General features: G+C 41.9%; 22 protein-coding genes. 8 read left to right on the forward strand and 14 right to left on the reverse strand.

The genetic code is table 11. The features are described 5' to 3' along the window. Nucleotides 1-138: 138 nt before the first annotated feature. The 7 genes from AC1DU2_RS28925 to AC1DU2_RS28955 all read right to left on the reverse strand — a co-directional run bounded on the left by AC1DU2_RS28925 (nucleotide 139) and on the right by AC1DU2_RS28955 (nucleotide 7,240). Nucleotides 139-849, reverse strand: coding sequence for a phosphoadenylyl-sulfate reductase (locus AC1DU2_RS28925; protein WP_477388914.1), 711 nt, complete (start codon nucleotides 847-849; stop codon nucleotides 139-141). Between the two features lies 1 nt (nucleotide 850). Further along, nucleotides 851-2,359, reverse strand: a complete 1,509-nt coding sequence (locus AC1DU2_RS28930; protein ID WP_477388916.1) for a TSUP family transporter — start codon at nucleotides 2,357-2,359, stop codon at nucleotides 851-853. Further along, nucleotides 2,337-3,113 carry a uroporphyrinogen-III C-methyltransferase gene (gene cobA / locus AC1DU2_RS28935; protein ID WP_477388918.1) on the reverse strand — a complete coding sequence of 259 codons (777 nt, stop codon included), beginning with the start codon at nucleotides 3,111-3,113 and terminating at the stop codon, nucleotides 2,337-2,339. The genes AC1DU2_RS28930 and cobA overlap by 23 nt, the downstream gene beginning before the upstream one ends. Then, entirely contained in the window at nucleotides 3,113-5,203 is a 2,091-nt protein-coding gene (locus AC1DU2_RS28940) for a nitrite reductase (RefSeq protein ID WP_477388920.1), read from the reverse strand. The genes cobA and AC1DU2_RS28940 overlap by 1 nt, the downstream gene beginning before the upstream one ends. Before the next feature lie 232 nt (nucleotides 5,204-5,435). Further along, complete coding sequence (locus AC1DU2_RS28945) at nucleotides 5,436-5,870, reverse strand: RrF2 family transcriptional regulator (RefSeq protein ID WP_090647684.1); 435 nt, start codon at nucleotides 5,868-5,870, stop codon at nucleotides 5,436-5,438. A 253-nt stretch (nucleotides 5,871-6,123) separates the two neighbouring features. Beyond that, nucleotides 6,124-6,402: an Rdx family protein gene (locus AC1DU2_RS28950; RefSeq protein WP_477388922.1), complete on the reverse strand. Its 279-nt coding sequence runs from the start codon at nucleotides 6,400-6,402 to the stop codon at nucleotides 6,124-6,126. A gap of 4 nt (nucleotides 6,403-6,406) precedes the next feature. Then, a complete protein-coding gene (locus AC1DU2_RS28955) occupies nucleotides 6,407-7,240 on the reverse strand; it encodes an MOSC domain-containing protein (protein WP_477388924.1) in 834 nt (277 codons plus the stop codon). A 190-nt stretch (nucleotides 7,241-7,430) separates the two neighbouring features. Here AC1DU2_RS28955 and AC1DU2_RS28960 point away from each other — a divergent pair, with 190 nt between their 5' ends. The 7 genes from AC1DU2_RS28960 (at nucleotide 7,431) to AC1DU2_RS28990 (ending at nucleotide 14,108) form a co-directional block, all read left to right on the forward strand. Further along, nucleotides 7,431-9,140 (forward strand): GMC oxidoreductase, encoded by a 1,710-nt coding sequence (locus AC1DU2_RS28960; protein WP_477388926.1) that lies wholly within the window; start codon nucleotides 7,431-7,433, stop codon nucleotides 9,138-9,140. A 148-nt stretch (nucleotides 9,141-9,288) separates the two neighbouring features. Beyond that, on the forward strand, nucleotides 9,289-9,765 hold the full coding sequence (locus tag AC1DU2_RS28965; RefSeq protein ID WP_477388928.1) for a GAF domain-containing protein: 477 nt from the start codon (nucleotides 9,289-9,291) through the stop codon (nucleotides 9,763-9,765). Further along, complete coding sequence (locus tag AC1DU2_RS28970; RefSeq protein WP_477388930.1) at nucleotides 9,765-10,412, forward strand: alpha/beta hydrolase; 648 nt, start codon at nucleotides 9,765-9,767, stop codon at nucleotides 10,410-10,412. The genes AC1DU2_RS28965 and AC1DU2_RS28970 overlap by 1 nt, the downstream gene beginning before the upstream one ends. Then, the gene (locus tag AC1DU2_RS28975; protein WP_477388932.1) at nucleotides 10,412-11,014 is read left to right on the forward strand and encodes a DNA-3-methyladenine glycosylase; all 603 of its coding nucleotides are present in this window, start codon (nucleotides 10,412-10,414) and stop codon (nucleotides 11,012-11,014) included. Before AC1DU2_RS28970 ends, AC1DU2_RS28975 begins: the two co-directional genes overlap by 1 nt. Nucleotides 11,015-11,050: 36 nt before the next feature. After that, on the forward strand, nucleotides 11,051-12,337 hold the full coding sequence (kynU, locus tag AC1DU2_RS28980) for a kynureninase (protein WP_477388934.1): 1,287 nt from the start codon (nucleotides 11,051-11,053) through the stop codon (nucleotides 12,335-12,337). Nucleotides 12,338-12,346: 9 nt separating this feature from the next. After that, nucleotides 12,347-13,201, forward strand: a complete 855-nt coding sequence (locus tag AC1DU2_RS28985; RefSeq protein ID WP_477388936.1) for a bestrophin family protein — start codon at nucleotides 12,347-12,349, stop codon at nucleotides 13,199-13,201. 4 nt (nucleotides 13,202-13,205) lie between these two features. After that, a complete protein-coding gene (locus tag AC1DU2_RS28990) occupies nucleotides 13,206-14,108 on the forward strand; it encodes a histone deacetylase family protein (RefSeq protein ID WP_477388938.1) in 903 nt (300 codons plus the stop codon). Here the strand turns inward: AC1DU2_RS28990 and AC1DU2_RS28995 are convergent. From AC1DU2_RS28995 to AC1DU2_RS29010, 4 genes are read right to left on the reverse strand one after another with little or no spacing between them, the layout of a single operon-like run. Beyond that, a complete protein-coding gene (locus AC1DU2_RS28995) occupies nucleotides 14,105-15,484 on the reverse strand; it encodes an MATE family efflux transporter (protein ID WP_477388940.1) in 1,380 nt (459 codons plus the stop codon). The genes AC1DU2_RS28990 and AC1DU2_RS28995 overlap by 4 nt on opposite strands. Before the next feature lie 52 nt (nucleotides 15,485-15,536). Then, nucleotides 15,537-16,160: an AlbA family DNA-binding domain-containing protein gene (locus AC1DU2_RS29000; protein WP_477388942.1), complete on the reverse strand. Its 624-nt coding sequence runs from the start codon at nucleotides 16,158-16,160 to the stop codon at nucleotides 15,537-15,539. Nucleotides 16,161-16,185: 25 nt separating this feature from the next. Beyond that, nucleotides 16,186-16,644, reverse strand: coding sequence for a GNAT family N-acetyltransferase (locus tag AC1DU2_RS29005; RefSeq protein WP_477388943.1), 459 nt, complete (start codon nucleotides 16,642-16,644; stop codon nucleotides 16,186-16,188). Nucleotides 16,645-16,653: 9 nt separating this feature from the next. Continuing rightward, nucleotides 16,654-17,130 (reverse strand): DUF4442 domain-containing protein, encoded by a 477-nt coding sequence (locus AC1DU2_RS29010; RefSeq protein ID WP_477388945.1) that lies wholly within the window; start codon nucleotides 17,128-17,130, stop codon nucleotides 16,654-16,656. Between the two features lie 190 nt (nucleotides 17,131-17,320). Between AC1DU2_RS29010 and AC1DU2_RS29015 the strand changes: the two genes are divergently transcribed. After that, complete coding sequence (locus AC1DU2_RS29015; RefSeq protein ID WP_477388947.1) at nucleotides 17,321-17,518, forward strand: hypothetical protein; 198 nt, start codon at nucleotides 17,321-17,323, stop codon at nucleotides 17,516-17,518. Between the two features lie 78 nt (nucleotides 17,519-17,596). Here the strand turns inward: AC1DU2_RS29015 and AC1DU2_RS29020 are convergent, their stop codons facing one another. The 3 genes from AC1DU2_RS29020 to AC1DU2_RS29030 all read right to left on the reverse strand — a co-directional run bounded on the left by AC1DU2_RS29020 (nucleotide 17,597) and on the right by AC1DU2_RS29030 (nucleotide 20,968). Beyond that, entirely contained in the window at nucleotides 17,597-18,391 is a 795-nt protein-coding gene (locus AC1DU2_RS29020) for an SDR family NAD(P)-dependent oxidoreductase (RefSeq protein WP_477388949.1), read from the reverse strand. Nucleotides 18,392-18,601: 210 nt separating this feature from the next. Further along, complete coding sequence (locus AC1DU2_RS29025) at nucleotides 18,602-19,843, reverse strand: tetratricopeptide repeat protein (RefSeq protein WP_477388950.1); 1,242 nt, start codon at nucleotides 19,841-19,843, stop codon at nucleotides 18,602-18,604. Nucleotides 19,844-19,849: 6 nt separating this feature from the next. Further along, on the reverse strand, nucleotides 19,850-20,968 hold the full coding sequence (locus tag AC1DU2_RS29030; RefSeq protein WP_477388952.1) for a tetratricopeptide repeat protein: 1,119 nt from the start codon (nucleotides 20,966-20,968) through the stop codon (nucleotides 19,850-19,852). Nucleotides 20,969-20,971 lie beyond the last annotated feature (3 nt).

A 20,971-nucleotide genomic window follows, 5' to 3' on the forward strand; every position in this document is an offset into this window, starting at 1 on the left:
ATGGTATGATTGCTCATTCTCTGAGCATATATCACAGTTTTTCTCTTTCCTCAGCCAAAGGTAATGAAAGAGGGATAAAATTCAAGCAAGGGATTTTTTTTGAAATCCTGTCAATCCCGTAAAATCCCAAAATTGAGTTTACTTAGCAGCGACCTCATGCAACCCGCATTCTTTTTTTGATTGATCTTCCCACCACCAACGGCCGGCGCGGAAATCTTCGCCTTCAGCCACCGCACGGGTGCAAGGCATACAGCCTATGCTCGGGAAGCCTTTATCATGAAGTGAGTTGTATGGGATATTGTATTGTTTAATGTAGGTTTTAACCTCATCCAAAGTCCAATGAAAAATAGGGTGGTATTTTACCAGTTGGTTTTGTTCATCCCATTCTACATCATGCATATCGTGGCGGTTGGCCGATTGATCGGCACGGATCCCGGTAATCCAAACCTTATTACCTTTTAAGGCGCGTTTGAGCGGTTCGATTTTACGGATGCCACAGCATTCTTTGCGGTTCTCTACCGATTCGTAAAAGCTGTTTGGCCCTTTGGTGCTCACCATTTGCTCCAAAAGCTCCTGGTTAGGGTAGTAGGCGTGAATAGGTTGTTTATACCTGTTCATCGTGCTTGCCCAAACTGAATAAGTTTCGCGGAAAAGCCTGCCTGTTTCTAATGTAAATACTTTGATCGGCAGCTTATTGGCGAAGATCATGTGGCTTATTACCTGGTCTTCCCAGCCAAAACTGGTGGAAAATACAATCTCGCCGGGATAAAGCTCAGCCAGCTTCGTAAGCGCTTCAACAGGCCCAAGACCCGGCGTAATGTTGTTTATATGTTCAAAAGCCCCGTTCATATCAGATAAACTTTGTAATAAAGGCAACAATTGATTTAATGCTTACCAAAATCACGATGATACCTACAGATACCATGATGGTTTTGGTTGAAATTTTATTAGAAATTTTTGCCGCGATGGGTGATGCCAAAGCGCTACCCAGTATTAAGCCGGCTACAGCTTGCCAATGATCGCTGCTTACCATGGCGATGAATGTGATTGACCCTGCTATCGCCACAAAAAAACGGGATAATTTTACGGTACCTAAGCAAAATATAGGGCTGCGGCCACCCGCTATTAACGTTGATAAAACGATTGAACCCCAGCCGCCACCGCCAACAGCATCAATAAAACCGCCGCCTAAGCCTAGCAATGATATGCGTTTTACTTTATCAGCCGATTTCTTTTTCTTGATATTGAATGCTTTTGAAAGTATTACAATGCCTAATATCAAAGTATAAACTGATACCACCGGCTTGGTATACATGCTGTAATGCTCAAGTGACGAGAGGATAGATGCTCCAATAACGGCACCTGCAATGCCCGGTAATACCAACAACCAAAATAATTTCCAGTTGATATTGCCCATACGGTAGTGCATCCATCCGGCAATACCACAACTCATGATTTCGGACAGGTGGACGCCCATACTTGCTGAAGCAGGAGGGATGCCCATAGAAAGAGAGAATGTAGTTGATGTAACACCATACGACATGCCAATGGCGCCATCTATCATCGCGAATATAAAGCCGGCGCCTAAAAAGTAGTAGAACTGCGGACTCACGCCTTCTACAAATGTTTTAAAAGCAGGCTCTTTGAAGTATAAAGCGGTTATAACAATGGCTAACGAGACAATAATGGTTGACCAGATAAGCCAGATAAAATTTTTGATCACGACCGATCTTGGCTTAACCAATACCGCTGTTACACTATTCAGTTGTTTAACTTTATCAGCGAAATCGCCGCTTAAAGTGTTCCGTAGCTCGCTCATTTGTTGCAGCGTGGTATCCAGTTCATCGGGCAGGCTTTCGTTTAAAACTTCTTTTAAACGTTTGGCTACCGTGGGCGATTTGCCGTTGGTTGATATGGCCAATTTCAGGTCGCCTTTTTTTACTATCGAACCTAAATAAAAATCGCAAAGTTCGGGTTTATCGGCTACGTTGATGAGCAGCTTACGGTCATGTGCCGATTGACGCACATACTTATTAAGTTCGCTATCATTAGTAGCTGCAATTACCACCTCGGCAGTATCCAGGTCGTTATCGGTAAATGATTTTTGAACAATGCTTAAACCTTCATGCCGTGCGGCAAGTTCATGAATCTCCGGCAAAAACGTTTTTGATATCACAGTTATCCTTGCAAGCTGGCTGTTGTTAAGGATGGCCGATAGCTTCTCAAGCCCCACGTTGCCGCCGCCCACCAATACCGTATGCAGGTTATTTAGCTTTAAAAACACCGGGAACAACTGGTTGCCGCCGATATCTTCGTGCTCAATTTGTGTTAAACTATTATCCTTTGGCAACAACGTCATAAATTTCTTTAATCAACTGGTATTTAGGGTGCAATGAAACCACCTCGCCCAACACTATAATAGCCGGCGAACCGATACTATTTTCTTTTACTGCATCAACAATGGTTTCAACAGTAGCAACAACCACTTTTTCATCTGCGGTTGTGCCGCTTTGAATTACCGCTACGGGCAGCTTGCTTTTTCCTTCGATTTTGAATATTTCGGTAATGTCGGCCAATTTATTGATCCCCATAAGCACAACAACCGTTGCCCTGCTTTTGGCAGCATCATATAAATCGGGCGAAATTTTTCCGTTTGATATAGTACCGGTAATTACCCAAAAGCTTTCGCTTAAACCACGGTGCGTTACGGGAATATTTTGCAACTCCGCTACCGCTATTGAGCTGGAGATACCAGGGATAACCGAAGCGGGGATATAGCGCGAGGCAGCAAAATCTAATTCTTCAAACCCACGGCCAAATACAAATGGGTCGCCACCTTTCAATCTTACCACGTGGCCGTAATTGATAGCGTAATCAACCATTAACTGGTTCACAGCTTCCTGTGCGTAGGTATGATCGCCCGAACGTTTGCCTACATATACTTTTACAGCAGCTTCAGGTGCATAGCTCAACAATTCTTCGTTAACTAAAGCATCGTATAAAACAACATCGGCTGTTTTTAACGCTTTAATAGCCTTAACAGTGATCAGGTCGGCATCGCCGGGACCTGCACCTACCAAAGTGATTAGTGCTTGTTTAGTGTTATCCGTCATTATTGCACCAATGCCTCTCTTTGTGCTTTGCTTTTTCCTAAAAATTCTTCGGCTTGGGCTAAATATGCAGCAGCAAATTCGGCAGAAGGCTCGTTTTGATTGATCTGCAATACAAGGTCGTTAAATGATCCCTGCAAATCAAATTCACCGGTTGCAACATATTGCGCATCAAACTCTTTAATAATGCCAGCCTGTGTACTGCTGTTGGTGCCTTTATCTAACAATAAAGCTTTTGCCGAACTGATGAACACGTTATATGAATGATAAATAGCGTCAGACCAGTCGCCCTGGGTAAACGAACCATTTGCCCAGCCCATTTTTTCTTCCGATTCAAACAGGAGGGTAGCAACCAAGTCAATTACCACACCGGCACATTCGCCCACACCAATGGCAGATACATAGGTTTCCTGGTGGCCCCAATCAACAAATTCGTCATCGGTAAGCGTAGTTAAATCGGCAAGCGGTTTCAGCATGCGGTAAAAATAATCTTTACCCTGGCGGTCATAATATTCAAGAAAGGTTTCTCCTTCTGGCGAAAACTCTTTGTAATCGTCAAGGATCTTTCTTAATACGTCGGTAGCACGTTTTGATGGTACTTTAACAATTCTTTCGGCCGCGCGGCCTACGCCATCACCAACAGTACCGCCACCAAGCATCACCTGCACCGATGGTAATACCTTTGTACCAGCTTTAAGTGAACTGCCATGGAACCCGATGTGCGCCAAACCATGCTGGCCACAGGAGTTCATACATCCACTTATTTTTATTTTAATCTCGCGGTTAAAAATAAAGTCCTCGTATTCATTAAAAATCAAATCTTCCAGCACACGCGCCATGGTCATACTGTTACTGATGCCCAGGTTACAGGTATCGGTACCAGGGCAGGTGGTTACATCGGCCACGGTATCAAAACCGGGCGCGGCAAGTTCAAGTTTAGCCAAACCTTCATATAAAGCAGGCAATGCTTCTTTACTAACAAATTTTAGCAGTAAACCCTGATTCTGTGTAATGCGGATTTCGTTGGCTACCAAGGGCTCTAAAACCTTTACCAACGCACGGGCAGTATCAGATGGGATATCACCAACGGGTACTTTAATGTATACCCCGTAAAAACCTTTTTGCTTTTGCTCAAAAACATTGGTAACCAGCCACTGCTCGTAGCGGAATGGGTTGCTGATTTCTACAGCAGGGTATTCAGCCGTTGCAGGAAGCGATGGCAAAGCAACGGAATCGCGGTTAACAGGATAGCTTTTTACCTTGATAGCAGTTCTTTCAATTTTGGCCAGGCGCAAAACTTCTTCCAATCCAATCTTCTGGATCAGGTACTTCATGCGGGCCTTATTGCGGTTGTTACGTTCGCCATAGCGGTCAAACACACGAATAATGGCTTCGATATAAGGAATCAGCTGATCTTCTGGTAAAAACTCTTCAACTATACTTGCCAATATAGGTTGTGCACCTAAGCCGCCACCTAAAAGTATCTTGAAGCCACGTTCGCCGTTGGCATTTATTTTAGGGATGGCGCCAATATCATGAATGTATGAGAACGCAGTGTCAGCATCGCTTGATGAAAACGAAATTTTAAATTTACGGCCCATTTCCTGGCAAACAGGGTTACGCAAAAAGTACTCGAAAGTAGCATGTGCATAAGGCGAAACGTCAAACGGCTCCAACGGATCAATGCCGGCAGTAGGTGAGGCGGTAACATTCCGTACGGTATTGCCGCAGGCTTCACGCAGGGTAATATCATCCTGCTCCAGTTTGGCCCAAAGTTCGGGCGTACGATCCAGGCTTACATAATGAATCTGTATATCCTGGCGTGTAGTCAGGTGCAAATTACGGCTTCCGTACTCGTCAGATATATCGGCAATTTTAAGCAGCTGCTTAAAGGTTACCTTACCAAATGGCAGTTTAATACGCACCATTTGTACACCTGGCTGGCGTTGGCCATATACACCACGGGCCAAACGAAGGCTCCTGAATTTTTCGTCGTGTATTTTACCTTCGCGAAAAGCCCTGATCTTTTTTTCCAGGTCAATAATATCCTGCTCAACTATCGGATTCTCCAGTTCTGTTCTGAAGCTTTGCATAAGCTATATTTTAATCAATTATAAAAAAGCCCCTTTGGCTTTGGCTAAAGAGGCGTATGTGGGTAATACAAATTATAGCCGTGTTCTGTCGCCGGTTAAACAGCAGTACATATGGATATAAATGTGTGTATTAATAAGACTCATTATGTTTTATATCACAAATATATACATAGTATAGGGAAATGGTAGAATTTAATTGAAAAAACTGTTATTTGACAGTTTTATGATAACGTTAAACGTTGATAAGAGTCTGTTCGCGGGTGATAATATCTGCTATGCTGGTCTCGCTCAGGATTTTAAGTGTAGCATCCCGTACATCAACAAACACATCGCGGATACCACAGGTAGTTTCCTGGTGGCACTCATCGCATTTGTGGTAAAAGTTCAGGCTGGCGCAGGGTACCATGGCTATGGGGCCATCGGTAATACGCATAATGCTTACCAGGAAAATCTCTTTCGGATCGCGATTTAAGCTGTAACCGCCACCAGCTCCTTTTTTACTATAAAGGAAGCCAGCATTACGCAGATCGAGCAGGATTTGCTCCAGGAATTTTTTGGGAATTCGTTCTGCCTCAGCGATTCTCGAAATTTGCATAGGCGGCTGATCCATGTTTTTGCCCAGAATCACCAATGCCTTAATAGCGTACTTAGTTTTTTTAGAAAGCATTTTTTTAAATAAAAACTCATAAAGTTAAACAATATTAAATAAAATAATCCACTAAAACTATAGAGTACAACGATACTATATTATTTACCTTTTAAATTATGATAAAATTGACTTTCCCTTGAAAAATCACAAAATCAATATGTTTGACGATTATAAAAACAGGGGAGAATGCGAACTATTTACTTCCTGGCGAACAAAAGCAGGTATTTTAAATATATAATTTCAATGAAACCGGGTATTTATTGACCGATTTTTATTTTTTTTCGGAATGGCCGAGATTTTTTTCGGGATTAACCCTGTCACGTACTAATTGCTTCAGTTCCTTAATTTCCGGAAAACGCCCTTCTTTTTTTCTGTCGAAGATTACATCGTCATCAATAAAAACCGAATATCTTCCGCTAATTTCACTTGGATGCAGCGTTACACCATAAATATCACCGGTAAAAGTAGTAAGCAATTCCTGCGCCATATAGGCTGCCCGCATCATCCAGCCGCATTTGGGGCAATATTCAATAGTAACGGTGGGTTTCATTATATTAATTCCTTTTTTCTACAATAAATCTGTCTTCATTGTGCGTGCTTAACACATCAAGGGTATCCCCAACAGTAACAAATCCTTCACCCTGGTGTATCAGGTTTTGTCCAAAAAGTATCTTTTTATTTTTGGAACGATACCTGGCAAGCGTTTTTAGCGGCTCCTTAGCTTTTGCACCTGTTTGCTGATCGATGGTAGTCATCACGCAGCGGGCGCAAAGTTTAGCACCATAAAAACTGATGCCGGAGATATTAACGTGGTTCATCAAATCCTCTTCAAATGCCTCCCCGCCCGTGAAAACAATATTCGGGCGGAACCTATCCATTGGCAAAGCATCATCCAGGCGGCTATTCAGGTCATCAAGTGAGGCCTGGCCAATCAGCAAAAAAGGATACGCATCTGCAAAAGAGGTTATCATACCCGGTTGTGCATAACGCTGGTCAACCTCTCGCTCGGTGTCATCGGGCATATAAATTAGCCTGCATCTGATATCTAAAACGTTGCTAAACCAATCATCAATGCTATGATTAACATAAATGCCTGTAGTAGTATCGTCCCATATTGCCACCTCGTGTAAAGTAGTTGCATCAAATTCAAAAGGCACTTTTATCGAGCCATATAAATGATGGCTAACCAATAAACCGTCGGTTTCAATAGCTACTTTTATCAGCGCCATCTGGGAGTGTTCGCGCTGCGTAAGGAAACGGCTTTGTTCGTCAACCAGCATCCAGCGCCTGTCGTATTTAAAACCGCGGGAAGTAACTTCGGCCGATTTTAGCTGAATACCGCCGAGTGATTTTATAGGGTATATGTAAAGATGGCTGATTTGAAGCATATAAGATTATGGTGACATGGTAAAAGTAGAAAATTTTGGCATGAATGCGAAGGGGCATGAAAGCAAGGGCCCACTGTTGTGCTTGCATAAAAAATATTTCAATCGATTGCTTTAGTTAATATTAATTGATAATATTGTTTTATCCAATTGAGAAACCATTACCTAATTTACTCATAACCAATTCGAGATTATGCCATTAAACAATGTAAGCGGCAGCGCCAAAGCCGGAAATACTTATGACGCTATTGTTGTAGGATCGGGCATCAGCGGCGGCTGGGCGGCTAAAGAACTAACAGGCAGGGGCTTAAAAACCATTATGCTTGAACGCGGCCGGAACTTTGAACACATTAAAGATTATAAAACAGCGGCCAAAGATCCGTGGGACTTTGAACACCGCGGTTCGGTAACCCAGGAGCAGCGTAAGGCACGCCCGGTAATTTCACGTAACTGGGGCGCCCAGGAACCTATTATGGATTATTGGGTAAACGAGCAGGAAGCGCCTTATCACGAGGTTAAGCCATTTAACTGGTGGCGATCGTACCAACTGGGCGGCCGCTCTATTTTATGGGGCCGTCAAAGTTATCGCTGGAGCGATTTTGATTTTGAAGCCAACGCAAAAGATGGCTGGGCCATTGATTGGCCCATCCGTTACAAAGACCTGGCACCCTGGTATGACCATGTGGAGAAATTCGCCGGGATAAGTGGGTCGTTAGAAGGATTACCTCACTTACCTGACGGACATTTTTTACCACCAATGGATATGAATTGGGTAGAAAAGGATGTAGCCGCCCGAATAAAAAAGAATTATAACGACACACGGCATATGATCATAGGCCGCGTTGCTAACCTTACGGCCGCTATACCCGGCCGTACACAATGCCAGTTCAGAAACAGGTGTTGGGAGGGGTGTCCGTTTGGGGGATATTTTAGTACGCAGTCGTCTACCTTACCGGCCGCTTTGGCTACCGGTAATTTAACGGTGAGGCCGTACAGCATTGTTACCCGTATATTATACGATAAAGACACGCAGAAAGCAAAAGGTGTAGAGGTTTTGGATGCCGAAACCAACAAAACTTATGAATATTACGCCAAGGTTGTATTTGTTAATGCTTCTGCCTTAAACAGCGCGTGGGTATTGATGAATTCGGCAACAGATATCTGGCCGGGTGGCCTGGGTAGCAGTAGCGGCGAACTGGGGCACAATATTATGGATCACCATTATAATTTAGGTGCATCGGGCACGGTTGAAGGGTTTGAAGACAAGTATTATTACGGCAGGCGTGCCAATGGAATTTATATTGTGCGCTTTGCCAATTTATTTGGCGATAAGCGCGATTACCTGCGTGGCTTTGGTTACCAGGGTGCCGCAAGCCGTACCGGCTGGAGCCGTGAAATAGCCGAAATGAATATTGGCGCGCAATACAAAGATGCCATAACCGAACCAGGTGACTGGCAAATAGGTATAGGCGGCTTTGGCGAACTGCTGCCTTACCACGATAACAAAATCACCCTTGATAAAACCCGTAAAGACAAATGGGGGTTGCCAATTTTATCTATGGATGCGGTTATCAGGGAAAATGAAATGAAAATGCGTATCGACATTGTAAAAGAAGCTAAAGCGATGCTGGAAAGTGCCGGAGTTAAAAACGTAAAAACGAGCGACCGGGGCCACAATATAGGCGATGGCATCCACGAAATGGGTACAGCGCGTATGGGCCGCGATCCTAAAACATCGGTGCTGAATGAGCATAACCAGGTTTGGGACGCCAAAAACGTTTTTGTTACCGATGGCGCGGCCATGACGTCGTCGGCATGCCAAAATCCGTCCTTAACTTATATGGCGTTAACCGCTCGGGCTGCAAATTTTGCAGCGGATGAGTTGAAAAAGGGGAATATTTAAATCGATTTGAAAATTGAGGATTTGAAATTTGAAGATGGGTGTTTGGTAGTACTTTTGTTAAAAAAGTGCTTGTTTAAGGTTTAAATTAATATGCAAAAATTGACTTTTGGACTAAAATACTTGCTGCCAAATTATCCATCTTTGCGTTATGGCAGAGGATTTAAACATAACCGCATCAACCGACAAAACGGAACAATATACTACACTGGTACCCCAGATAGCAGCTTTACTTGATGGCGAAACCGATTTAGTGGCCAACCTGGCGAACATTAGCGCTGCTTTAAACGAGCAGTTTAAATGGTTTTGGGTGGGTTTTTACATGGTAAAAAATGATGAGCTTGTTTTGGGGCCGTTTCAGGGGCCGGTGGCGTGTACCCGTATTAAATTGGGCAAAGGCGTTTGCGGCGCTGCCTGGGAGCAGGCCAAAACTTTAGTGGTGCCGGATGTTGAGGAATTTCCTGGTCATATTGCATGTAGTTCACTTTCCCGGTCGGAGATTGTAGTACCTGTATTCCATAACAATGTTGTTGCAGGCGTGCTGGACGTAGACAGCGAGTTGCTTGATCAGTTTGATGAAACTGATGCTTTGTTCCTGGAGCAAATAGTAAAACTGATTAAGTTTTAATGAGCCGGATATACATTATACCGGGCCTTGGTGCCGACACCCGGATTTACAAGAATATCGACCTTCACGGCCATGAGGTTATACATATAAACTGGATAGAGCCAAGCAAAGATGATACTTTAGCTACGTACGCCCAAAAGCTTATTTATCAATACAATATAGAACCTGGTTCAATAGTAATTGGCAACTCGCTGGGAGGAATGCTCGCTGTAGAAATTGCCAAAATTTTACCGATGGAAAAAGTGATCCTGATATCCAGCATCAAGATTAGCGACGAGGCTCCGGGTTATTTTAGCTTTTTCCGAAATGTTCCAGTTCAAAAACTCATTTCAGGTAAATTGATGACCTCGATGGGCTCTATGATCAGACCGGTGTTCGGAAGGATGGCTAAAGGTGACGCAACGGTGTTCATGGAGATGCTGAAAGGTACTTCACCTGTGTTTACCGAGTGGGCGATGAGTGCTATTTTAGCATGGAAAAATGATATTATCCCCGCAAACATCTACCACATTACCGGCGATAAAGATTTGGTTTTTGATTACAAAAAAATAAAAAATGCCACCATTGTAAAAGGAGGTACGCACATTATGATTTTTGATAAAGCATCAGAAATAAACAAATTATTAAAATCAATCCTCCATCAGTAATGAAATTAAACGAGGATTATTATTTAGGAAACGACGTAGTTTCCATCAGTAAAAACCTGCTTGGCAAGTACTTGTTTACCTGTATTGATGGTGTAACAACCGGAGGTTATATTGTTGAAACAGAAGCGTATAATGGAATAATTGATAAGGCATCTCACTCGTATGGTAACCGGATAACTCCCCGTACCAAAACCATGTTTATGCAAGGTGGCATAGCTTACGTCTATCTGTGCTATGGCATTCATGAGATGTTTAATATAGTAACTAATGTTGAGGGTACACCCCATGCTATACTTATCCGTGCAATAAACCCTACGGATGGCATTGAGGCCATGCAGGTTAGGCGCAATATGCCCATACTTAAGCCCACTATTACGGCGGGGCCGGGTTCGGTGGCTAAGTCGTTAGGTATCTCCCGCAATATCAACGCAATAAGTTTGCAAAGCGATAACATTTGGATAGAGGACCGTGGTCTTAGTTTTACAGATGAACAAATTGCTATCGGCCCCCGTATTGGGGTAAGTTATGCTGGCGAAGATGCTTTTTTACCTTATCGGTTTTATGTAAAAGGCAATAAATACGTGAGTAAACCCAATAAATAACCCGGTTTAAAATGCCTTTTTTTGTAATATTGGACAATGAATTACCAAAACAGCTTAGCATTTGCAATTGAACAGGACGAACTTGATCCATTGAAAGAGTTCAGAGGTCGTTTTTTGATCCCGAAACATAAGGGAAAGGATGCCATTTACCTTTGTGGTAATTCTCTTGGCCTTCAGCCAAAATCTGCTGCTCAATATATCGCCGATCAAATGGCAAACTGGCAAAATCTTGCGGTTGAAGGCTGGTTCCAGGGAAGTGATCCCTGGCTGGAATACCACAAGCCCCTTAACAGGTCGATAGCAAACATAGTAGGTGCTAAGGAGCAGGAGGTTACTGTCATGAATTCGCTTACAGTAAATCTTCATTTACTAATGGTAAGTTTCTATAAGCCAGATAGTAAAAGGTTTAAAATTATTATGGAAGGCGGCGCTTTTCCATCAGATCAGTACGCCATGGAAAGCCAGGTTAAGTTTCATGGCCTTGATCCTAAAAATGCTGTTATCGAGATTTTTCCACGCGAAGGCGAAGTAACATTACGTACCGAAGATATCTTAAATTGCATCAAAGAGCACGGTGATGAATTAGCTTTAGTAATGTTTAGTGGAATAAATTACTACACGGGCCAGTTTTTTGATTTGCAGGCTATAGCTAAGGCTGCCCATGAAGCCGGCGCTTACGCCGGGTTCGATTTAGCACACGCTGCCGGTAACGTGCCGTTGATGTTACACGATTGGGGAGCCGATTTCGCCTGCTGGTGCTCGTACAAGTATATGAATTCGGGCCCTGGCGGTATCAGCGGAATATTCGTGCACGAAAAACACTTCGCAGATAAAGCAATGAACCGCCTTGCAGGCTGGTGGGGCTACCGCGCCGATAAGCGCTTTTTAATGGCTCCGGGTTTTGATCCTGCCGTTGGCGCCGAAGGGTGGCAGGTGAGCACCAGCCCGATAATTCTTTTGGCTTTGTTTAAGGCCTCTATGGCTATTTTCGATACCCTAGGTGATATCAATACTCTTCGTAAGAAAAGCGTTGCGCTAACGGGCTATTTGGAGTTTTTGATCAACGCGATTAATAAAGATCTGGGTGAGAATGTTTTTAGCATTATCACTCCGACAAAGGAAGTTAATCGCGGTTGCCAGTTGTCGATAGTTTGCAGCCGGAATGCCAAAGCGATTTTCAATTACCTGGCCGAAAACAGTATAATTGGTGACTGGCGCGAACCGGATGTGATTCGCCTAAGCCCGGTTCCATTATACAATTCCTTCCAGGATGTGTATCATACAGCAAAACACCTGGCAAATGCCATAGAAGCTGTAAAGTAAATTATCAATATGGTTTATTACAATCCCAAAGAATGGTTCTCTTTTATTTTTAAACTCAATAAAGCCGACACCCTGCGCGAGCTTCTGCCTTTGATTATTGCCGTTAGTGCCTATGCCTGTGTCGTAATTTATCTGCTGATAGATTTTTGGCATTTACCAGATAGCAGCCTCCTCAAAAAAGTAAGCTTTGTACATCAGACCGTAGGGTTTGTATTATCATTATTGCTGGCCTTCCGGATAAATTCGGCTTATGACCGTTGGTGGGAAGGCAGGAAAGTATGGGGTAGCTTAACCAATAGCAGCCGTAACCTGGCCATAAAACTAAAATTCCTTATTGGTGAAGAGGAATGGGCGTTTTTCAACTACCTGATTCCGTTATATGCAAGAGTGTTACGAAATCACCTTCGGGATATTTATATACCAGAAGAACAGGCCTTTGCTTTTATTGATGCAGAAAAACATGTGCCTAACCAGGTGGCATCTGCTATTATCGGGCGTATTTATGAGCTTAACAAACAGGGGGTTATAAACCCGGAGCAATTGTTTAGTATAACAACTGAAATAACTTCATTTACAGATATTTGTGGAGCTTGTGAGCGAATTAGAAAAACCCCGATACCGTTCTCATACAATGTTTTTATCAAGAAATTCATCTTCACCTATATCATGACGCTTCCATTTACATGGGCGTTTGAGATGAAATATCTGGCTATACCGATTATTGGTTTTGTACTATTTGTTTTTGCCAGCATTGAGTTACTTGCCGAGKAAATTGAAGACCCATTTGGATACGACGCCAATGACCTTCCCCTGGATAATATTTGCGAAAATATCCAGAAACACGTGGGGGAGATCCTGGGTTAATAATATGTTTAAAATAGCCTACGACCCGATATACGCTCATCCGCTGCCCGAAGGACATCGTTTCCCGATGCTGAAGTACGAACTGATCCCTGCACAGCTGCTACACGAAGGACTTGTCAAACCCGACGATATTTTCTCGCCCGGGGTGCTGGCCGAAGATATTGTACTTACAACCCATGACAAATATTACTGGCAGCAACTTCGCGATTTAACACTTCCCACAAAAGAACAGCGGCGAATAGGTTTCCCTTTATCAACGCGACTGGTAGAGCGCGAATTAAGAATCGCTAAGGGAACTATCGATGGTTGTTTATCAGCATTCACTAACCGGATTGCGTTTAACGTAGCAGGTGGCACACACCATGCCGGCACAAACTGGGGCGAGGGTTTTTGTATGTTGAATGATCAGGCAATTGCTGCTAATTATTTGTTAAATAGCAATTTATGTAAATCTATCTTAATCATTGATTTAGATGTCCACCAGGGAAATGGCACTGCTCAAATATTTGAAAATGAACCGCGTGTATTTACATTTTCGATGCATGGTGACAAAAACTTCCCCTTCAGAAAAGAAAGATCAGACCTTGATATCCCGTTAGCAGATGGAATTGGCGATGAAGAGTATCTGGACATTTTATATAAAACGCTGCCAAAGTTAATCAGCCAGCAAAAACCAGATTTTGCCTTTTACTTATCGGGCGTGGATGTTTTGAGTACCGATAAACTGGGCAAACTATCTGTTAGCAAAGAAGCCTGTAAAGAACGCGACAGATTTGTATTTGAGCAATGTATCAACAATAATTTTCCGGTGCAGGTAAGCATGGGAGGGGGGTACTCGCCACAAATCAGGGATATTGTGGATGCACACTGCAATACTTTTAAAGCAGCTATTGATTTATATTTTTAATCTTTCGCTAATATCGGTACTGTTGTATCCCTATGACGTTTGCTGATCAGGTTGAATCTCCAGAAAAGCAGCACAGAGGCAATAGCCAAACCCAATACAAGGCCGTACCAAACGCCATAAACGCCCATTTTTAATTTGATGCCAAGCAAGTAACCGATTGGCAAACCGCCTACCCAATAAGCCAGGAAGGTGATAAAAGTTGGAATATTTACATCTCCCATTCCGCGCAATACGCCCAGGCCAACAACCTGCGTTCCATCAAAAAGTTGAAAAAAAGCCGCTATTATCAGTAATTGCGAAGCTATGATGATAACGTCTTTGTCGTAGGTTATAATCCAGGGTAAATAATTTCGACCAACAGCGAAAATAACTGCTGTTATGCCCATCAATATCAATACGATATGATAATTAGATATAGCTGCAAGCCGGAGGTTTTTGTGATCGTTGACGCCAAAATAGTTACCCGATTTTATCGCAGCCGCAGCTGATACGCCGGTGGCCATCATATAAGTAGCCGAGGCGAGGTTAAGCGCAACCAAATGAGCCGCTTGCTGGTTTACACCAATGGTACCTATTAAAATAGACGCGCCACCAAATGCGCTAACCTCAAAAATGTACTGCAAGGCAACCGGAGCACCAATTTTCAAAATTCGCAAGCCACGCAGGCGATCGATATTTTTGACGGCAAAACTCTTTAAATAACCTTTAAATATGGGGGATTTGAATACGTAAAAAGACATTACAATTGCCATCACACAACGATCAATCAGTGTGCTGTAACCAACTCCTTTTATACCCATAGGATGGATACCGAACAGGCCTTTAACAAATATAATTCCCAGGCAGATATTGATCACATTGCCCCAAATAGATATTTTCATAGCCTGCTTGGTAAAACCCAAGCCCTCTGCAAATTGCTTAAATGTGTTAAAAACAAGCAGCGGAATAATTGACAGACTTAACAAGAAAAGATAAGGTGTGGCCGCTTTTACCACTGATGGTGCCTGCCCGAGATGGCCAATTAAAGGCAACGTACCAAAATATATCGCCGAAAACAAGACAATGCCGGTCAGGAGGTTTAACATTAAACTATTTGATAGTAATAAACCACATTCCTTAAAATCCTTGCGCGCATTATTTTGAGCGATGAGCGGGGTTAAGCCATACGATATCCCCATGCCCACAACAAGCGGTATCATAAACAAGCTGTTTACTAACGAAACCGCGGCCAATGATACTTTATTGGTAAAATGACCAATGATGATTGAGTCTGATATCTGAACCATGATATGCCCAAGTTGCGATATCATTACCGGGATAGCCAGCTTTAAACTCTCGCTATAAAATGGGCGGTATTTATGGTATATGGCTTTCATGACTTATTTTGCAGGGGTGCAAAAGTAACGATTGAAGGCGACAAAGAACGAACTAACAAGCCGTATAATATTCCTCTTTTTCGGTTGTATTAATCCGGATGAGCCCCGAAAGTATCAGATCAACCAAAATACGTTGGGTGCGTCGTCGCCCCATTTTCAGTAGTTCACTGCACTCTTTTATCGTAACCCGGTTGGATTTTTCCAGGTGACTGAGAAGTGTTTTTTCGTTATCTGAATATTCTATTAATACCCCCTCCTCACTTGACGACCTTTTAAGCACCTCAAGTACAATTTTACTGGCCAATACGCTTTTATCTTTTACCCTTACATAAGCCCACCATTTACCGTCGTCGGCAAKGGCATAGTGGGGTTTAAGGTCGCTGGCTGGCGTATCCACTATCAATACCAGTTTGTCGTCAACATATACTTCTTCAAAAGTAGGTTCCAACGCCGGCCTGATAAACATGTGGGCAGCCCTTGTTATCATGTAACGCTCTTCGTCCTCAGATTTTACCCCTTTAATGCTTCCGTCATCGGCAACGCCAATTAATAGCTTACCACCTTTATTATTGGCGAATGATACCATTGTTCTGGCTATCTTTTCGCAACTGGTAATTGTTTTTTTAAAATCGAGTTTAACTCCCTCGCCCTCAAAAATCAGTTTTTTTATATTCATTATGCGTCCCGCTTCCTTAAACTAATTACTGAGGTTTTATATATGGTGTAAATATTTCCATCCAGTTTTCGGGCTTGCTTAATTGCGAAAATCCAAACTGCTCGTATAAGCCATGAGCATCGGCTGTAGCTAACGACCAACGACGCAATCCTTGCAAATCCGGATCACTAACGATGGTTTGCATCAGCCATTTTGAAAGGTTCAGTTTTCTGAATTCAGGTAAAATAAACACATCGCACAGATACGCAAAAGTGGCTTTATCTGTAACAACCCTGGCAAAACCGGCGAAAGCACMTTCGTTATAGACGCCAAAACACATGGAATTTTCTATCGCTTTTTCAAGCGTTTTCCGCGAGATCCCCTGGGCCCAGTAGGAATCATCATTTAAATAATTGTATATAACGTCAATAGGCAATAAATGCTTATCTGTTGATATTATAAAACCTTTCTCATTAAAACGAGTATCATCAATAAAAGTAGTCATCAGCTAAAATTATAAATTCTGATCGATAAAATCCAGGTTACGTACATAAACCTCATTCATTAATGAAACACATATTTCACCGTCCTTATCATAAATGTCAATGGGATGATGGCCTGTGTATTTTCCAACCGTCTTCAATATATCCTCTGCCTCAGCGATTTCAGCATCGCCCAATATAATCTTAAAATGCAGATCGGAAGAACCCGGCTTTAAATATTTTACAGTTGCTGATTTTGACCAAACCTTTAACCTGTATCCTTTTTTTGTAAACAATTGATAAAATAACAGTGGGTAAAACGGGTCGGCAGCGGCAAAAAGTGTACCCCCAAAAATTGAATTATTATAATTATTGTTTAAAAAGCTTTTTTTGATTTTTACTTTAACCCCCTTATAACCCTTATCAAAACTCACTACCCAGATGCGTTGCAAAAGGAGGGGAGGGTACAAACGCATTGCCCACTTTAGTACTCGTTCCGATACAACCATAGAATTTAAATATCTGAAATTTATGACAAAATAGTTCAATAACGAAACAAAAATTGACAGTTTAATTTCAATTTATTTCTAAAAAAGTTCAAAAATTTAAACTAATGCACAAACTTATTAAACAATATTAGGCTTATCAGGTTAATTAGTATGTTCATTAAAAACGATACGCACTATTAAATCAATAACTATGAAAAAGCAAATTTTAAGTTTCGCATTAGTCGCGGCAATGGTAGCCGCAATTGCAACAGGATGTAGTTCGACTAAAGACGCCGGCAAATCTGATAGTACAAAGATGGATTCGGCCTCTACAACTACTCCGGCACCAGCTACTACTGACACCGCTAAAACGGATACAGCCAAAAAAGATACGTCTAAAAAGCAGTAATTATCTTCTAAATTTTACCATAAAAATCCCTGAATTTTTATGGTAAAATTTACGGTGTTTTTAGTAAATCCGGGGTGGTTAAAACGCGGTTTTTATGACACCACCGTCGGCCCTTAAAGTTGCGCCGTTGGTGGCTGCCGAAAGTGGGCTCGCTACATAAGTTACCAGGCTGGCAATTTCATCGGGCGTTATAAAACGTTTAATCAGAGAGGTACCCCGCACGCTCTCGAAAAATTCTTTCTCCATTTCAGCGTCTGTCAAACCCTGATCTTTGGCTAAGGCTGTTATAAAATCACCAACGCCTTCGGAGAAGGTTGGACCGGGCAATACTGAATTTACGGTAACGGCAGTGCTTTTAGTCAGTTCGGCTAATCCTCTGGCAATTGCTATTTGTGCCGTTTTGGTCATTCCGTAGTGAATCATCTCGGCGGGAATTTGCAGCGCCGATTCACTCGAAATAAAAATAATGCGACCCCAGTTTTTGGCTATCATTTTATCAAAATAGGCGCGTGATAAACGCACGCCGCTCAGCACATTTACTTCATAAAATTTAGACCAGTCTTCATCAGTAATTGCCGAAAACTCTTTCGGTTCAAAAATACCCACATTGTTTACAAGGATGTCAACCTCCGGTAATTGAGTTAGCAGGTTTTGAATTTGCTGTTTATCCGAAAAGTCGGCAGCGATGCCTTTAATGTCTTTGTTGCCGGTTTCGCTGATCAGTTTATCGACAACCGCATCAATTTTATTTTGATGGCGGCCATTGATGTATACCCGGACGCCCTCGCCGGCTAATGATTTGGCGATCGCGTAGCCAATACCTGCAGTTGAGCCTGTTACCAAAGCAACCTTGCCCTTAAGTTGTAAATCCATATGTGTTTTGTATTTATTATTTTTTGAGATAAGCACGCAAGATTAATGCCTGCTTATTGGATTGCAGGGTTTTAACTCGAAAGATTAAACCATGCTGACAAAAATGAGCATTTATGCAAGATATCAACATTTATCATTTATTACATAATTAACATTATGTTAAATTGATATTTCAGAAAGAAAGGCTTTTTTAAGCCTTCCCTCTTTCAATTACTTAATTGCGTCTAACTGAGCTTTGATTTTTGTTGCATTTGCATCATCTTTTACGCCCAGATAATAGGTGCGTAAGTTTGTTAATGCATCAACAGATTTTGGATTCAAGTCTGCAGCTTTTAGCAAATATGGTTTTGCTGCCTCAAATTGCGCTTTGGCTTTTGCAATAGCGGCATCATATTCTTTTTGTTTGTTAGCTGGTAATTTATTAGCTGCATTATAATCATCAATCGCTGGGTTGATGATAACGTAACCTAAATTTAAGTTGGCTTCAAAATAGTTAGGATCTATTTCTAACGCCTTTTTGTACATTTCTGCAGCTTTATTATAATTCTCAACCTTGCTTGCCTGTAATTTGGCTTTTGTAGCTACATCTTTTGCTTTAGTTTGCTCTCTACCAAGTGCCTCGGCTGTTTGTGAATAGGTTAATCCAGCGTAATAGTACAACGTTTTGTTTTTTGGATCGGCGGCTAAAGCAGTTTGAATTTTTTCCAATACTTCTTTTTCTTTACCGGTTTGCAGGCTTATTTCTATTTCTCTCTTGCGTAATTCTGCATTGTTGGGGAATTTTGCAACGCCTTCTGTAACTGCTTTGAGCGCGCTTGCAGTATCTGCATTTAATAAATAAACAGACGAGAGATCAAGATATACACCTTGCACTTTTGAAAACTTGGTTGTTACCAGCTTTGTGTAATTTGATATTGCAGCAGGATAGTTTTTTGAATTTGCTGCCGATAAGCCGGTGTAATAAATAGCATTGGTATCTTCAGGTAATATGGTGCGGTAATAATCAAACGATTTATAAGCAAGGTCATATTTACCGCTTCCGTATTCAGCAACACCTTTTGTAAGTTGATATTGAGCCAAATTCAGGTTGCCGGTTTCAATCAGTTGCTTATTCTCGCCTTTCGTATCCAACTCCTTGGCTTTTTTCAAAGCTTCTTCTGCAGCTGTAAATAACGGTAATGAAGTAGCAGCTACCGTATCCTGGTTAGCATAGGTTGAATAAATTGCACCTTTTAATGCGTAAGTAAGCGGCAATGTTGCCGTTTTTTCATTGGCGGCAGCCTTGTCAATTGATGTACGGGCAGTTGTTAAACTTGCTTTGGCTAAAGGTGTACCTCTTAAACCTTCATACTTTTCATATTCTGATTTGGCAGTGTTCAATTCGCCTTTTTGTGCAAACGTTGTTGCTGAAACTAAGCCCAAAAGGCCAGCCATCAAAAGTTTGATTTTCATGTTTTATTAATTAGTTAGCTGTTTTAATTTATTGTTTATCTTATCAAGTTGATCCTTGTTATTGGTTTTTGCATACGCAATTTGCAGTGCTTGCAAACCTTTTACGTTATTTGGCGATATTTCGTTAGCCTTTTCGAGCCATTGAATAGCCATGCCGATATTCCTATCACTCTCCCCCTCCTGCTTTGTTAAAGCACTTTGCTTTAGATATAACAAACCCAAATTAAATGCCGGATCATAAGCGGATCCATTTAATTCAATAGTGTGTAAATAGAGCGATTCGGCCTGGTCGTATTTGTTCAGATGGTCGTAGCAATTGGCCGCTACGAATGCAATATCGGCGTTATTTGAATTAATATCAAGTAGTTGGGCAATTAATGGCTCCAACGCTTTGTAATCCTTTAAATTGTTATATATGTTCGCTTCGTCAAGCAGTAAAAAACGATCGTTTGGTACAAGCTTTCTGCCTTTTTTTAGTATCTGCAGTGCTTTTGAAGTATCACCTAATGATTTATAAATACTCGACGCAGTTTCAATGTACTCGGTACGGGTGCTATCTACAGCTAATAAGTTGCTGTAATACTTAGCCGCATCTACCAAATTACCCATCTTATTATTGGCATAGGCTATGTAATCATTGATTTGCTTAAAATTAGGGGCGTATTTTTTGGCATTTTCAAATGACTGCCGCCCGTTAGCGAAATCGGAATTATTTACAAATTCAAATCCTTTCCTGATATAAACGTTAGCCAGGCAGCGTTTTACATAATCCATTTCGGGCTGATAATTGTATATCTTGCTTTTGGCCGAGAGTTTGTCGGTAAGGTCCGATGTCTGTGCCAATAACGTGGCAGGCTGGCCCAACGTATTTGCAGAATCGATAAATAAAATACTCGCGTTAATCAAAGCCCGGTAGGTATTCCTGGCTAAATCTGCTGAGTCTGATTTGGTAACTACCAGGCTATCTGCCGATTTTTTTGCTGCCCGCAGGTATTTCAAATCTTTACTTTGCTTATAGAAAGCAAGGTTATTAACTACAACTTTCAGCGCTTCGGACTGAGCGAAGGCGAAAGTTGTAGTCATGAATGGTATTAAAACCGATAAAACAATTTTACGGCACTGCATATT

This window comes from Mucilaginibacter sp. P4_C11, from assembly GCF_056402115.1.